16 protein-coding genes are annotated in these 14,892 nt (G+C 60.8%); 6 read left to right on the top strand and 10 right to left on the bottom strand.

The window, feature by feature from the left end; translation table 11 throughout:
• Positions 1-35: 35 nt before the first annotated feature.
• The 4 genes from pyrR to M3B90_RS01165 form a co-directional block, all read right to left on the bottom strand.
• Complete coding sequence (gene pyrR, locus M3B90_RS01150; protein WP_259888215.1) at positions 36-605, bottom strand: bifunctional pyr operon transcriptional regulator/uracil phosphoribosyltransferase PyrR; 570 nt, start codon at positions 603-605, stop codon at positions 36-38.
• A 14-nt stretch (positions 606-619) separates the two neighbouring features.
• Positions 620-1,009: a transcription antitermination factor NusB gene (gene nusB, locus M3B90_RS01155; RefSeq protein WP_259888216.1), complete on the bottom strand. Its 390-nt coding sequence runs from the start codon at positions 1,007-1,009 to the stop codon at positions 620-622.
• Positions 1,010-1,124: 115 nt separating this feature from the next.
• Complete coding sequence (gene efp / locus M3B90_RS01160; RefSeq protein WP_259888217.1) at positions 1,125-1,682, bottom strand: elongation factor P; 558 nt, start codon at positions 1,680-1,682, stop codon at positions 1,125-1,127.
• A 120-nt stretch (positions 1,683-1,802) separates the two neighbouring features.
• Positions 1,803-3,407 (bottom strand): ABC-F family ATP-binding cassette domain-containing protein, encoded by a 1,605-nt coding sequence (locus M3B90_RS01165; protein ID WP_259888218.1) that lies wholly within the window; start codon positions 3,405-3,407, stop codon positions 1,803-1,805.
• Positions 3,408-3,650: 243 nt separating this feature from the next.
• Between M3B90_RS01165 and ald the strand changes: the two genes are divergently transcribed.
• Both ald and M3B90_RS01175 read left to right on the top strand, forming a co-directional pair.
• Positions 3,651-4,763, top strand: coding sequence for an alanine dehydrogenase (gene ald / locus M3B90_RS01170; RefSeq protein ID WP_259888219.1), 1,113 nt, complete (start codon positions 3,651-3,653; stop codon positions 4,761-4,763).
• A gap of 106 nt (positions 4,764-4,869) precedes the next feature.
• Positions 4,870-6,147, top strand: coding sequence for a dicarboxylate/amino acid:cation symporter (locus tag M3B90_RS01175; protein WP_259888220.1), 1,278 nt, complete (start codon positions 4,870-4,872; stop codon positions 6,145-6,147).
• Positions 6,148-6,237: 90 nt separating this feature from the next.
• Here the strand turns inward: M3B90_RS01175 and M3B90_RS01180 are convergent, their stop codons facing one another.
• From M3B90_RS01180 to M3B90_RS01205, 6 genes are read right to left on the bottom strand one after another with little or no spacing between them, the layout of a single operon-like run.
• The gene (locus M3B90_RS01180; protein ID WP_259888221.1) at positions 6,238-6,558 is read right to left on the bottom strand and encodes a metal-sulfur cluster assembly factor; all 321 of its coding nucleotides are present in this window, start codon (positions 6,556-6,558) and stop codon (positions 6,238-6,240) included.
• Positions 6,559-6,599: 41 nt separating this feature from the next.
• Positions 6,600-7,352 (bottom strand): Fe-S cluster assembly ATPase SufC, encoded by a 753-nt coding sequence (gene sufC, locus M3B90_RS01185; protein WP_259888222.1) that lies wholly within the window; start codon positions 7,350-7,352, stop codon positions 6,600-6,602.
• A gap of 15 nt (positions 7,353-7,367) precedes the next feature.
• Positions 7,368-7,703, bottom strand: coding sequence for a non-heme iron oxygenase ferredoxin subunit (locus M3B90_RS01190; protein ID WP_259888223.1), 336 nt, complete (start codon positions 7,701-7,703; stop codon positions 7,368-7,370).
• Positions 7,704-8,897, bottom strand: a complete 1,194-nt coding sequence (sufD, locus tag M3B90_RS01195; protein ID WP_259888224.1) for a Fe-S cluster assembly protein SufD — start codon at positions 8,895-8,897, stop codon at positions 7,704-7,706.
• The gene (gene sufB / locus M3B90_RS01200; RefSeq protein WP_259888225.1) at positions 8,897-10,324 is read right to left on the bottom strand and encodes a Fe-S cluster assembly protein SufB; all 1,428 of its coding nucleotides are present in this window, start codon (positions 10,322-10,324) and stop codon (positions 8,897-8,899) included. The genes sufD and sufB overlap by 1 nt, the downstream gene beginning before the upstream one ends.
• Entirely contained in the window at positions 10,321-11,127 is an 807-nt protein-coding gene (locus M3B90_RS01205) for a metalloregulator ArsR/SmtB family transcription factor (protein ID WP_259888226.1), read from the bottom strand. The genes sufB and M3B90_RS01205 overlap by 4 nt, the downstream gene beginning before the upstream one ends.
• Positions 11,128-11,314: 187 nt before the next feature.
• Here M3B90_RS01205 and M3B90_RS01210 point away from each other — a divergent pair, with 187 nt between their 5' ends.
• From M3B90_RS01210 to map, 4 genes are read left to right on the top strand one after another with little or no spacing between them, the layout of a single operon-like run.
• Positions 11,315-12,214 carry an ABC transporter ATP-binding protein gene (locus M3B90_RS01210; protein WP_259888227.1) on the top strand — a complete coding sequence of 300 codons (900 nt, stop codon included), beginning with the start codon at positions 11,315-11,317 and terminating at the stop codon, positions 12,212-12,214.
• Complete coding sequence (locus M3B90_RS01215) at positions 12,211-13,005, top strand: ABC transporter permease (protein ID WP_259888228.1); 795 nt, start codon at positions 12,211-12,213, stop codon at positions 13,003-13,005. The genes M3B90_RS01210 and M3B90_RS01215 overlap by 4 nt, the downstream gene beginning before the upstream one ends.
• Positions 13,006-13,042: 37 nt before the next feature.
• Positions 13,043-14,005 (top strand): heme A synthase, encoded by a 963-nt coding sequence (locus M3B90_RS01220; RefSeq protein WP_259888229.1) that lies wholly within the window; start codon positions 13,043-13,045, stop codon positions 14,003-14,005.
• Entirely contained in the window at positions 14,002-14,790 is a 789-nt protein-coding gene (gene map, locus M3B90_RS01225; RefSeq protein WP_259888230.1) for a type I methionyl aminopeptidase, read from the top strand. The genes M3B90_RS01220 and map overlap by 4 nt, the downstream gene beginning before the upstream one ends.
• Positions 14,791-14,892 lie beyond the last annotated feature (102 nt).

Here is a 14,892-nt window from a genome sequence, read left to right on the forward strand (position 1 = left end):
AGGTACTTCACCAATCTTGCGAATACGAACGATCGTTACGATGCTGGCGTCATTGTTCGTTCTAGAACAATGGAATCAATGCCATCTACTTCCTCGAGCAACACATTTACGCGTTCGCGTCTCGACGTGGGAAGGTTCTTCCCCACGAAATCCGCGCGGATCGGCAGCTCCCTGTGGCCGCGATCGACAAGGATCGCAAGCCGCACTGCGGCGGGGCGCCCGAGGGCACTCAGCGCATCGAGCGCCGCGCGTACAGTGCGCCCCGAGTACAGCACGTCGTCAACGAGAACGACCGTGCGCCCTTCAATACCGCCTGAGGGCAGGCGCGTTTCGCGTTCCGTGCGCGGTGGGTTTGATGCGCGATCGTCCCGAAACCGCGTGATGTCGAGCTCCCCCACGATGTCTTCGGGGTCGCGATCGGAGTTTCCCGCGTGAGCGATAGCCTTGGCGATCCGGTGGGCAAGGGGCACGCCACGGCTATGGATCCCCATAAGCACGAAATCGTCGGAGCCCTTTTCTCCTTCAACGATCTCGTAGCCGATGCGTGTGAGAGCGCGGCGTATATCGCCGGCCTTGAATACTTCGGTCCGCAGGTCCTCAGCCATGGATGGCTCCCTTCTCAGCCGAGCAACTCCTTCGCATCCGCGATGCGCTGCAAAAGTGCATTCACAAACGAAGCCGAATCCTCGGTTGAGAGCTCGGAAGCAATGCTCGTGTATTCCTTGAGCAGTACCGGCGAATCAACACCATTTCCGTGCAGAATCTCCGCGGCTCCCATGCGCAGGATTGCGCGATCGACGGCAGGCATTCGCTCGAGCGTCCAGGCCTCCGAGTGCGAGGCAATGGTGTCGTCGATATCGGCTGCGTGAGCCGCATAGAGAAGCGCAAACTGCTTTGCTGCGTCGGGGAGGGGCGTCTGCGCCGTTGAGGTCACGGTGCGTTGCTTGGCAAGGTCTTCGATGCCCACCTGGCGAGCGTCAGCCTCGAAGAGCACGTCGATTGCGCGCACGCGCGCTCTTGTGACAGCCCCGAATTTCTTCACCCGGGACGGAAGGGTTTTGAGAAGCTCTACCTCGTCCCCTTCGCGCCCCGGGAGGGGCAGATCCAGTGGGTCGAACGACATGTCAGGCGCGCCCGAGGTATTCGCCCGTGCGGGTATCGACCTTCACCTTGGTGTTCTGCTCAAGGAAGAGAGGCACCTGAATCTCGAGCCCGGTCTCGAGGGTCGCGGGCTTCGTGCCGCCGGAGCTACGGTCTCCCTGGAGTCCCGGCTCGGTGTGGGTGATCTCGAGCACGACAGAAGCGGGAAGCTCAACGAACAGCACGGTGCCTTCGTAGAACGCCAGGACAGCGTCCTGACCCTCGAGCATGTAGTCCTTTGCGTCCCCAACGACCTCAGCAGTGACGTTGGTCTGCTCCCACGTTGTCGTGTCCATGAACACGAAGAGGTCGCCATCCTTGTACGAGTACTGCATATCGCGGCGATCGATGGTCGCGGTCTCCACCTTCACGCCGGCGTTAAAGGTCTTGTCCACGGTCTTACCTGAGAGAACGTTCTTGAGCTTGGTGCGCACAAACGCCGGGCCCTTACCGGGCTTGACGTGCTGGAACTCGACAACGCTCCAAAGGTTGTTGTCGATCTTCAGGACCATGCCGTTCTTGAGGTCGTTAGTGCTTGCCATGATTCTCCGTTCGAGGTTGGTGTTGCGCACGCGCCCCTTCGAGGGCGCACACAAGCCTTAATTTTAGCGCCCTTCGGGAGCGGGAATTTCCGACGGTTGTCGGATTCTCCTTGATTCTTCTCACGCGAGTGCGATGAGCTCTTCGTATTCGGCGTTCCACAGATCCTCGACTGCGTCGGGCATCATGAGAACACGTTCGGGGTTGAGGGCGGCAACGGCGCCTGGATCGTGGCTCACGAGAATAATCGCCCCCTCGAACGCACTGAGCGCGCCGAGGATTTCTTCGCGGCTTGCGGGGTCGAGGTTGTTCGTAGGCTCATCGAGGAGCAGCACGTTCGCACTCGAAACAACGAGGGTCGCGAGTGCGAGGCGGGTCTTTTCTCCACCCGAGAGGACGCCGGCAGGCTTGTGCACGTCGTCGCCTTGGAAGAGGAACGAGCCGAGGATCTTGCGCACCTCGACTTCCGGCAGATCCCCCGCCGCACGCTGCATGTTGTCAAGAACGGTGCGTTCGAGTTCAAGGGTGTCGTGCTCCTGCGCGAAGTACCCGAGTTTGAGCCCGTGACCGGCGATGACTTCGCCAGTGTCGGGGGTTTCCACGCCCGCGAGGAGCCGCAAGAGTGTGGTTTTACCCGCGCCATTGAGCCCAAGAACCACCACGCGTGATCCGCGGTCGATCGCAAGGTTCACGTCGGTGAAAATCTCGAGACTGCCGTAGCTCTTCGAGAGCCCTTTGGCGCTGAGCGGGGTCTTGCCGCTAGGGGCAGGCTTCGGAAAGCGTAGCTTCGCAACCCGTTCCACCTGCCGCTCTTCTTCGAGCGAATCGAGGAGCTTTTCCGCGCGGCGCAACATCTGTTGAGCGGCCACAGCTTTCGTGGCTTTTGCACGCATCTTTTCGCCTTGCGCTTGGAGGGTTGCCGCTTTCTTCTCGGCATTCGCACGTTCGCGCTTGCGGCGCTTCTCGTCGTCCTCACGCTGACGCAGATAATTTTTCCAACCCATGTTGTACACATCGATGACCTGGCGGTTCGCATCGAGGTAGAACACCTTGTTGACCACGTGCTCCACGAGCTGAATGTCGTGCGAGATGATGATCATGCCCCCGGGATACTGCATGAGGAACTCACGAAGCCACATGATCGAATCGGCGTCGAGGTGGTTCGTCGGCTCGTCAAGCACAAGCGTTTCCGCTTGCGAGAAGAGAATGCGCGCAAGCTCAACCCGGCGGCGCTGGCCACCCGAAAGCGTGGCGAGCTCGGCTTCGAGAAGGCGGTTGTCAACACCGAGGTTCGCGGCGAGCTGCTTTGCTTCCGCCTCGGCAGCGTAGCCCCCCTGAGACTCGAGCTCATTGCTAAACCGTACGTAGCGGTCCATCGCCTTCTCGCGTTTAGTCTCGCTGAGGCTCATGTCGGCCATGTCGCGCTCGCTCTGCGCGAGCTTGTCGAAGATCCGTGCAAGATTTCGGGCTTCGAGGATACGCGCGAGGACTTTCTGCTTCGGGTCTCCTTCGGTCGTGTCCTGAGGGAGGAAACCGATCTGACCGCGGATGTCGATCGAACCTGCCGCTGGCTCACGCTCTCCCGCGAGCGTGCGCGTGAGGGTAGTCTTGCCGGCACCGTTGCGCCCCACGAGACCCACGCGGTCGCCCTTCGCGACCTGGAAATTCACCCCGCTCATGAGCATGCGTGCACCCACGCGAATCTCGAGGTCGTGAACGGTGATCATGGTGTCCTTTGCATATTCAGAAAAGCGAACTTCAAGACGGAGGCCGCGCACAAGTCTAATGAGAAGCACGCGATCAAGGACATGCAACCGTCGGACTCCCCTCCCTCGGGTAGCGGATTCCACACACTTATGTCGAACCTCATGGTTATGCATGCATGTGCTTGAGTGCGCCGCGAGTCTGCGTAAGCATGGAAGAGAAGCGATTCGGCGCGAAGTCGCGCCGCGACGACGAAGGAGAAGAACGTGAAAATCGGCATCGTGAGGGAAATCAAGAACAACGAATACCGCGTCGCCATGCACCATGCCGGAGTCGAAGAGCTTATCCGTGCAGGGCACGAGGTGACTGTCGAAACGGACGCTGGTGTGAACGCCGGTTTTACGAATGAGGACTACGAGAAGGCTGGAGCGCGAATCGCGAGTTCGGCTGCAGAGGTGTGGGATGACGCTGAATTGCTCCTCAAAGTGAAAGAACCACTTGAAAGCGAATACGGCTACCTGCGTGAGGACCAGCTCCTGTTCACCTACCTGCACCTCGCGGCCTCACGCCCACTCACGGATGCACTTCTCGGTGCGAAGACTCCGGCGCTCGCCTATGAAATGGTGAGAGGATCCGACGGCTCCCTTCCCCTCCTCGCCCCCATGAGCATTATTGCGGGGCGGCTTGCTGCCCAAGTCGCTGCCCACCAGCTGATGTCGCCGTTTGGTGGGACAGGGGTTCTCATGGGCGGAGCCCCCGGAACGGCCCGTGCGAAAGTCCTGGTCGTCGGAGGAGGAGTCGTTGGCGAGCAAGCAGCGATCGTTGCCGCCGGCATGGGTGCAAGCGTGACGGTCCTGGATATCAATTCCGCGCGCCTTGCCGACCTTGATCGCACCCACGGCACTCGAATCTCGACCGGGTTCTCCAATGCCCAGGCGATCGATACTCTCGCTCGCGAAGCCGATGTGGTCGTTGGCTCAGTGCTTCTTCCCGGTCGGGCGGCGCCGAAGCTCATTAAGCGCGAGACGATTGAAGCGATGCGCCCAGGTTCAATCGTCATTGACGTGGCGATCGACCAGGGTGGGTGCACCGAGGTTTCTCACCCCACGACCCACGACGAGCCGACCTTCCGCGTAGGCAATGCCACCGTATATTGCGTCGCGAACATGCCGGGCGCCGTTGCCCGCACCGCGAGTGTTGCTCTTGCCGGCGCGAGCCTTCCGTACGTGCGAACTCTCGCCAACGGCGGTATCGACGGCATCGCGAAGCACCCGGGTCTCCTCTCCGGTTTTTCGACCTATCGCGGGGAACTTTTGCACGCGGAAGTCGCCGAGGCCCACGGACTCGAGAGCAGCGACGCGAGCGCCTTGTTGGGCTAGGGACGCTCTCACGCCACGGGGCGAGGCTGGGCGCTGTGCGGGACATCCCAGCTCTATTCGCTCCTCAATCCCGCTTGGAGCAGACCAAAGTTGGGATAATGCACGCATGCTGAGAAACTATCGATTCCCACTCATCATTCTCACGTGCGTGGTCCTCGGCGCGATTGCCGGGCTCGTGTTCGGCCCCGATGCCGCAGTCGTGAAGCCCTTCGGCGAGGTGTTCGTGAACCTGGTGTTCACGCTCGTGGTGCCCCTCGTATTCTTCTCGATTGCCTCGTCAGTTGCCGCGATGAACTCCGCGAAGCGCCTCGGGAAGATTATGGGGTCGATGATGCTCGTATTTATCTCCACGGGTATCGTTGCCGCGGTCATCATGCTCACCGTTTTGTGGTTGTTCCGTTCTAGCGAGCCACTCAACATCACGCTCACGGACCCGGGTGCAGTCGACAAGCCCGAGTCCATCGGCGATCAGATCGTGCAAACCCTCACGGTCACAGAGTTCGGTGAGCTCCTCTCCCCCTCGAACATGCTCGCGCTCATCATCTTCGCGGTTCTCGTGGGCTTCGCAACGAGCGGCATCGGCAAAGCCGGCGATGCTTTTCGCGAGTTCCTCAAATCCGCAAGCGCCGTATTCTTGAAGCTCGTTTCGCTCGTGATGTACTACGCGCCAATTGGCCTCGGCGCCTACTTTGCCGCCCTTATCGGCGAGCTCGGCCCGCAGCTCGTGGGCGGCTACGTGCGAGCATTCGTGATTTACTTCCCCGTCACGGTCGTGTACTTCTGCGTGGCCTTCACGCTGTACGCCTACATCGCCGGCGGGAGGAAGGGAATCAAGCGTTTTTGGAGCAATATCCTCGAACCCACTGCAATCGCCCTCGGCACTGGCTCATCCGTGGCATGCCTGCCCTCGAACCTCAAGGCCGCGCAGCGTTCGGGTGTCCCCCGCGACATTCGCGAGACGATCATTCCCATCGGCGCCACGATCCACATGGAAGGCTCGGTTCTTTCGGCCATCCTCAAGATTTCGTTCCTTTTCACCCTCTTCGAACGGAACCTCTTCACCGTGGAGAACATCCTCATCGCCGTCGGCATTGCGCTGCTCAGTGGCATGGTCATGAGCGGAATTCCGTCGGGTGGATTCGTGGGCGAGCTCATGATCATCACGATGTACGGATTTCCCACCACGGCTCTGCCCGTCATATCCATCATCGGCACGATCATCGATGCACCGGCAACGACGATCAATGCCGTTGGCGACAACTCCTCCTCGATGCTCGTCGCACGCATGATCGACGGTAAAGACTGGATGGATAAAGGTGACCGCGAACGCGCAGAAGACGAAGCGCTCGCCGCAGCTCCACGGGCAGAAAGCCCCGCTGTGTAGGGTTTTCCCACGTGTGATTAACGCACAAGGGTGGCCAGTTCCCTCATGAACTGGCCACCCTTTTAGGGTTTCAGCGCTGGAGCCGTATCCCTAGATATTGAAGCCGATGGCGCGCAGCTGATCCTTGCCATCCTCAGTAATGCGCTCCATGCCCCACGGCGGCATCCACACCCAGTTGATGCGGTGCGTTTCCGTGATGGGATCGAGCGCGGCGAACGTTTGATCCTCGAGCACGTCCTGCAGCGGACAAGCGGCGCTCGTGAGGGTCATGTCGACCACGGCGTTGCCATTCTCGACGGTCACGCCGTACACGAGCCCAAGGTCGACGACGTTGATCCCGAGCTCGGGATCAATGACGTCCTTGAGCGCCTCGGTGACGTCCTCAGCGGTGACGTCTTTCGATTCGGACATGGTGTTGCTCGTCCTTTCGGGTAGTGACGGCCGCGCGGAGCTCAGGCGGAAAGAAAGCGGTCGTAGCCCTCAGCTTCAAGGCGCTCGGCGAGCTCGGGGCCGCCCTGCTCTGCGACGCGCCCGTTCACAAACACGTGAACGAAGTCGGGCTTGATGTACTTGAGGATGCGCGTGTAGTGCGTAATAAGCATGACGCCGAGACCGGTCTCATCCTTGACGTGGTTCACGCCCTCCGACACAACGCGGAGCGCATCGACGTCGAGGCCCGAGTCGGTCTCGTCAAGGATCGCGATCTTCGGGCGGAGAAGCTCCATCTGGAGGATTTCATGGCGCTTCTTTTCGCCACCAGAAAAGCCCTCGTTAACGTTGCGCTGAGCGAACTGCGGGTCCATGCGGAGCTTTTCCATTGCGGAGTTCACGTCCTTGACCCATTCGCGAAGCTTCGGAGCTTCGCCGTCAACGGCGGTCTTCGCCGTGCGCAGGAAGTTCGAAACTGTCACGCCTGGCACCTCGACCGGGTACTGCATAGCGAGGAAGAGACCTGCCTTTGCGCGCTCGTCGACGCTCATCTCGAGGACATCTTCTCCATCGAGAAGAACCTCGCCCGAAGTGATCTCGTACTTCGGGTGGCCCGCGAGCGAGTACGCAAGGGTAGATTTGCCGGAGCCATTCGGGCCCATGATCGCATGGGTCTCACCAGAACGGAGCGTGAGGTTCACACCCTTGAGAATCTCCTTGGTGCCTTCGGGGGTTTCCACGGTTGCGTGGAGGTCCTTGATTTCAAGAACGGACATGGTGTTCCTTTCGGTTCAGGAAAGTTCGATGGGGTCGAGCGAGACGCTAATCGCGCCGCTCGCCTGGTCAATAGTGACGGGATAGACGGGGGTTGCGACATGCGCGGGAAGCTGCCGCGGCACGCCAGTGCGAAGGTCGAACTGGCTGCCGTGCTTCCAACACTCCAGGGCGCCGTCCTCGACGTCGCCATCGGAGAGATTGACACTGCGGTGGGTGCAAAGGTCGCCGAGCGCATGCACGGTTCCATCCGTGTCGCGCGCGAGGGCGATCTCTACCCCCTCGACCTCGATGCCCATGACCGTTCCGGGCTCGAGGTCATCGAGGTATGCGACCGCGTGTACCGTGGACATTTAGTTCATGCTCCGCTGCAGCTCAACTTCGATCTGCTCCGTGAGGTATTCACGCACCTCCGGAACATCGATTCTCTGGATGAGCTCCTGGAAGAAGCCGCGCACGACAAGGCGGCGCGCCTCGATTTCGGAGATGCCGCGTGCCATGAGGTAAAACAGCTGCTCGTCGTCGAAACGACCCGTCGCCGCGGCGTGGCCCGCACCTTCGATCTCGCCGGTTTCAATCTCGAGATTCGGCACAGAATCGGCGCGAGCACCCTCGGTGAGCACGAGGTTGCGGTTCATCTCGTACGTCTCGGTGCCCTCTGCTTCCTTACGGATGAGTACATCGCCCACCCATACGCTGCGTGCACCGCGCCCCTGGAGGGCGCCCTTGTACAGCACGTTGGAGGTGCACTTCGGCGCGGCGTGATCCACGAACAGGCGGTGTTCGAGGTGTTGGCCTTCATCGGAGAAGTACAGGCCGTCTTGCTCGACCCCACCGCCAGGTCCCGCGAAAGTTGCGGTCGAGTTGACGCGCACGGCCTTCCCGCCGAGCGTGACCACGATGTGCTTGAGGCGCGCGTCCTTGCCAATCTTCGCGACGTGAGTGGAGACGTGCACGGCGTCGTCGGCCCAGTCCTGGATCGCGATCACGGTCATCTCGGAGCCCTCATCGAGCACCATCTCGACGTTTTGCGCGTAGAGCGCTGAACCCGTGTGGTTGAGAACATACGTTGCACGCGCGTTTGCTTCGGTGTGCAGCACGATCTCACCGTGACTTGCAACCGATGCATCGTGTCCCGCGACCTCAACTCGCGCAGGCTCGCTGACTTCCGCGTTTGCCGAAGCCTTGAGATAGAGCGCGTTTGCGGTGAGCTCTGCGGCGGCTGCAGCAATGCGGTCCTCGGGAAGGATCGCCTTGTGGCGCGGAGCTTCTTTCTCACCAAGCGAGTCGACGACGATGCCCTCCGGGGACTCGACCTCGTAGCTCACGACGTTTTCTTCGACGTGGGTGTCACGAGCTTCGAAAAGCGGGGCGAGCTGACGGAGGCTCGCGAAGCGCCACTCTTCCTCGCGACCGGTGGGAATCTCGTGGTTCTCGATGCCGAAAGCGGCATGGCGGGTCGCGCGGGAGAGGAGACCGCTTCGCTCCCCGGGAAGGGTGACGCCTTCCTGCTCGAGCTGTGCCTTCGAATGATCCGTCGTGGTCATTAACCCACGGCTCCTTCCATCTGCAGTTCAATGAGGCGGTTGAGCTCGAGCGCATACTCCATGGGGAGCTCTCGCGCGATCGGCTCGATGAAGCCGCGCACGATCATAGCCATAGCTTCGGTCTCCTCGAGACCGCGGCTCATGAGGTAAAACAGCTGCTCCTCGCTCACCTTCGACACGGTGGCCTCGTGGCCCATCTGCACATCGTCGACGCGAACGTCGACATACGGATACGTGTCGGTACGAGAAATTTGATCGACAAGAAGGGCATCGCAAAGCACGTTGGAAGCCGCGTGGTGCGCGCCGTCGTTGACTTGAACGAGACCGCGGTACGACGAGCGGCCACCGCCGCGCGAGACGGATTTCGACACGATCGAGCTCGAGGTGTGCGGTGCCATGTGCACCATCTTCGAACCCGTGTCCTGGTGCTGGCCTTCACCCGCGAACGCGATCGAAAGGGTCTCACCGCGCGCGTGCTCGCCCTGAAGCCACACAGCGGGGTACTTCATGGTGACCTTTGAGCCGATGTTGCCATCGACCCATTCCATCGTGCCGCCTTCTTCGACGGTCGTGCGCTTCGTGACGAGGTTGTACACGTTGTTCGACCAGTTCTGGATGGTCGTGTACCGCACGCGGGCGTCCTTCTTCACGACGATTTCGACGACGGCCGAGTGCAGAGAATCCGACTTGTAGATCGGCGCCGTGCAGCCCTCGACGTAGTGTACGTACGAGCCTTCGTCGGCGATGATGAGCGTGCGTTCAAACTGCCCCATGTTTTCCGTGTTGATACGGAAGTAGGCCTGAAGCGGAATCTCCACGTGGACACCCTTCGGGACGTACACAAACGAGCCACCCGACCACACTGCGGTATTGAGTGCTGCGAACTTGTTGTCGCCCGCGGGAATGACCGTGCCAAAGTATTCCTCGAAGATCTCCGGGTAGTCGCGAAGACCCGTGTCGGTATCCACGAAGATGACGCCTTGCTTTTCGAGATCTTCGCGGATCTGGTGGTAGACCACTTCCGACTCGTACTGGGCAGCAACCCCTGCGACGAGGCGCTCCTTCTCCGCTTCGGGGATACCGAGGCGGTCGTAGGTCGCCTTGATGTCCTCGGGAAGATCTTCCCAGCTCTTGGCCTGACCCTCGGTCGAACGCACGAAATACTTAATGTTGTCGAAGTCGATGCCGCTCAAATCTGGGCCCCACGTGGGAAGCGGCTTCTTCTCGAAAAGCGAGAGCGCGCGTAGTCGGCGCTTAAGCATCCATTCGGGCTCGTTCTTCAAGCGCGAGATATTACGTACGACGTCCTCGCTCAGCCCTCGCTGAGCGGTGGCGCCGGCCGTGTCCGTGTCGTGCCAGCCGTATTCATAGCTGCCTATCGACGCGATGATCTCGTCCTGACTGAGCTGCTCTGGTGCAGTCGTCATGGCTTCCTTCCTTCTGTGAGCAAATCTGTTGTGACATCCGAGGCAAGTTCCCCTTCCGCCATGGACTCGGCAATCGCCGCGCTCATGGCGGGGGTCAAATGAGTGGTACACACGTGCGCGCCTGCCGCTCTCGTGGCGAGGCGCTGGACGGGGACGCCGAGCATCCGAGACAGAGCTGCCGTCTCTACTTCGCACAGCTCCGGGTGCTGAGCAGCTATGTCTTGGACAGGGCAGCGCCCTTGGCACATCTGCACGGTCGTCAGTGTTCGAGTCGCCGCACTTTCGCGTCCAACAGGACCGACCGTGACCGTCACGGGTCGAAGCGATGCGGCGTAGCCGAGTTCTTTGAGAAGGTCGATCACGAGACGCACTCGCGTTGCGGGAGCGACTTTCCCCTGAGCACTCTCGCGTGCGTAGCGTCTTTCAAACTCGGCCTCCCATTCTGAAGTACGAGCCTTCGCAAGCGCCACGAGAGCTTCGTGCCCACCCGCGCGCTCAAGCTCCTTCATCGCGAGGAGCGCAAGACTTTCGCATTCGCGCGAGTTGACATCATCTTCGGGAGACTTGGCCGCTAGCACGAACTCCTTGCGGGGACGCCCTCGGCCACGCGGCCGGTTGGGGCTTTCCTTTTCCTCAATGATTCCTTCGGCATGCAATTGCGAAAGGTGCCGACGGATGGCCGCGCCCGTGAGGTGAAAACGTTCGGCAAGGTCCCCTGCGGCAATGGGGCCATCGATACTGATGGCCTCGATGAGGCGTTCGCGCGTTGAATCTGATGCATGCGCATCAGTGCGAGAATTCACCGCATCCTCCTTTCGCCGAAACGATGGACGATGCGATTCTACAAACCGTGAGTTTCGAAAAGATAGGGAGGGTTACCTAAGTCCCGCCGGGGCGCGGCGTAAGTCACACCACACGCTGAAGGCAAGGCGACCGTCGGACTGCCCGCCTGCCTGCCCGAGCATTCCCGGAGCACTACGATGAAGAGTCATGGGCGAGAACACCTCCACGACGAATCCTTCACCGAAGGCTACGCAACCGTCGGCCCTCGAAATTGCGAATCTCATGAAGCGCTTCGGGGCCGTGACGGCATGCGAGTGCGTAAGCCTTACGGCGAATTTCGGCGAGATCACCGCACTTCTCGGCCCTAACGGCGCGGGAAAATCCACTACAATCGCGTGCGCGACGGGCCTGCTCAGCGTCGACGGTGGCGAAGTCCGACTCCTCGGAAGCGACCCCCACACCCACGACGCCGAGACCCGCGCGCGGATCGGAGTTATGCTCCAGGACGGGGGTCTTACATCTGGAGCCACCCCGAAGCAGCTGCTCACCTATGCCTCCTCTCTCTACGCGAACCCGCGAGATTGGCACGCGCTCGCGACCGAGTTAGGCATCGACGCTTTCGAGTCAACTCTCGTTCGCCGTCTATCCGGAGGGCAGCGCCAACGTCTAAGTCTCGCGCTTTCGCTCCTTGGCGTGCCGGATGTCCTTTTCCTCGACGAGCCCACGGCCGGCATGGATGCCGCAGTTAAACGCCGCACGCGAGAACTCATCCGCGCGGAAGCAGAACGGGGCGCCGCCGTGATCCTCACGTCTCACGCGCTTGACGACATCGCCTCACTCGCGGATCGCATTATCGTGATCGCCGATGGGGTCGTGAGGGCCGACGGCACCCTCGCCGAGGTCGAACGTGCTCTCGGCGAACACTCTCCGCTTACCCTCGAGCTTTCGGCAACGGCATCAACGCAAGAGGAACTCGCGTCATTCGAGCGCGCCGTTCAGGATGCTGCAGATGCGCACGGTGTCGAGCTCACGATTAATTCCGGGCCTGCCTCGCTTGAGGACATCCTCGTTTCCCTCTCGGCAACATCGAGGAAGGAGAGAACGTGAGTGCTCAGGATTCACACGCGACTCGAGGTGGGGGCGCTCGAGCAGCAAGCGCTCACAAGCGTATTCGTGCGCACGCAAAGCTTGAGACACGCGCACTTTTGACCAACGGGGAGCAGCTTATGGTCGCGCTCATGCTGCCCATGTTGGTGCTTCTTGCCCTCCGGTTCATTCCCGTCTCCCCGGCACTCTTCGGCGGCCACTCCCCCTCGATGTCAGATGCGGTTGCCGCCACGGCCGTCACGGCGATCATCGCCACATCACTCACCTCGCAAGCAATCTCCACAGGCTTTGATCGCCGAAATGGGGTGCTTCGCTGGATCGCGACCACGCCCTTGGGCCGTGGCGGGTACATGCTCGGTAAGCTCGGTGCGCTCCTACTCGTGCATGTTCTCCAGATTCTCGTTCTCGGCGCTGTGTCCGTCGCCCTCGGATGGCGGCCCGAAGTGGGAGAAATCCTGTGGTCCATACCCACGTGGATCCTTGCGACGGGTGCCTTTGGGGCGCTTGGTCTCTTGATCGCGGGAACGCTCCGGACCGAAGCCGTGCTTGCGCTCTCGAATATCTTCTTCATTCTTTTCGTCGCTATTGGTGGGGTCGCAATCCCGGCAGAGAGCTTTCCCGCACCTCTGTCTTCGGTCGTGGCTCTGCTGCCGTCGGCGGCTGCGGCCCATGCACTCTCTGCCGCGCTTTCCGGGAACACTCCCCACGCCTGGACGCTCGTACTTCTTGCACTATGGGCTGTCCTCTTCGGTGCCCTCACGGTGAGATTCTTCCGATGGACGAGCGCCTGAAATCCTTGTTCCGCAGAGCCATCCCTAAAATGTGCCCATGACTGGACTCCCGCTCTCCGCTCTTTCCCCGTCTCGCCAAAGGCGAATCCTCGCAATCTTCTGGGTCAACCTCGCGTGCCAAATCGGGATCATCGTGACGGGCGGCATCGTGCGCCTTACGAAGTCGGGACTTGGCTGCTCCTCGTGGCCGCACTGCGAGCCTGGCGAATTCACTCCTCGGTATCACCCGGAGTCGGGACTTCGCCCCTTCATCGAGTTCGGTAACCGAGCTCTCACGCTCGTCCTCTTGATCTTCGCGATTCTCGTGCTCGTAGCCACATACAGGCACTTGAGAGGAAAGGGAAAGGGATTCATGCGCCTCGCTTGGGTCCCCCTCATCCTCACAATTTTTCAAGCGGTGTGGGGAATGGTGGTCGTCTACCTCCACTTGCACCCGCTCTTCGTGTCGGTGCACTTTATCGTCTCGCCGATTCTCGTGGCATCGTCTACTGTTCTCGTGTACCGGCTCTACGAAGGCAATGACGCCATGAGGCTCGCTGTCAATCGAGGTGCCCAGTTCGTGTACTGGCCGCTTGCCGCCGTCGGGTTCGCTGTTCTGCTTCTCGGAACCTTCACAACCGGCTCGGGTCCCCATTCCGGCGATGCCAACACACCACAGCGCTTCCCCTTCAACCCCGCGCAGATCGCGTGGCTTCACGCCGACTTCGTGTGGCTGTTTTGCGGCTTGCTTCTCGGTGTTGTGATCGTCCTCCTCATCACGAAGGCACACTCCCGTGCGAAGAAACCCCTCCTCGCTCTCACGGTCGTGACGATCCTGCAGGGCGCGATCGGCTACATCCAGTACTTCACGGGGCTGCCCGAGGTGCTCGTGGGCTTACACATGCTCGGCGCGGCTCTCCTCTCGGCATGCATCGCTTGGCTTGGCGCGAGCTTGTTTACATGGCACCCGCTCGGCGAGGGAACGGCGCCCGAGGATCACTCGAAGGAAGCGCAGCAGTGAGCCTGTTCCGCACGAAGAGATACCCAAGTCCCGAGGAAATCCGCCCCGCGGGGGAGTTTGTCGCCGGAGTTCTGTCGTCGCTCGAGCGCACCGTGAGCGTGGGCGATAACCTCCTCGACATCGACGCTGAAGTCCACCGCATGATCCGCGAGGCCGGCGCTACGTCGTGCTATATCGACTACCACCCAAGTTTCGGTGGATCGCCGTTCGGAAAAGTGATCTGCTTGAGCGTGAATGAGGCGGTGCTTCACGGCCGTCCCTACGACCGCGCTCTTGAAAACGGGGATCTGCTCTCGATGGATTTCGCGGTCGAACTCGAAGGATGGGTTGCCGATTCATCACTCTCGATTGTCGTAGGGGAACAGCGAGAGGATTACGTGAAGCTCATTCGCGATACCGAAAGCGTGATGTGGGCAGGAATCGGTGCGGCCCGTGCAGGTAATACAGTGGGCGATATTGGCCACGCGGTTGAGACCCGCGCTGCTGCGCTCGGCTACACGATCAACCACCAATTTGGTGGCCACGGCGTGGGGCGCACTATGCACGAGGCCCCATTCGTTCCGAACTACGGCCCGCCCAGCTCTGGCCAAGGGTTGCGCGAGGGGATGACGCTCACGGTCGAGCCGTTCCTCACGCCTACGACTGATGTCATGCGTATTACCGAACGCGATGGGTGGACTGTCGAATCCGGCGACGGTTCTACGGGCGCTCACGCCGAGCACACTCTCATCGTCACCAAGGACGACCCCATTATCGTCACGGCCCGAACAGCTGAATTCTCCTGAATTCCATAGAGGTTGTGGGGGTTTGAGTGCCTGACCTCGTGGAGCTCCTTGGCCACGTAGGTTGACCATTTCCGACGGAGGCCACACTCGCTCGAACTTCGA

Source organism: Dermabacter sp. p3-SID358 (genome assembly GCF_025147465.1).
GTDB lineage: Bacteria > Actinomycetota > Actinomycetes > Actinomycetales > Dermabacteraceae > Dermabacter.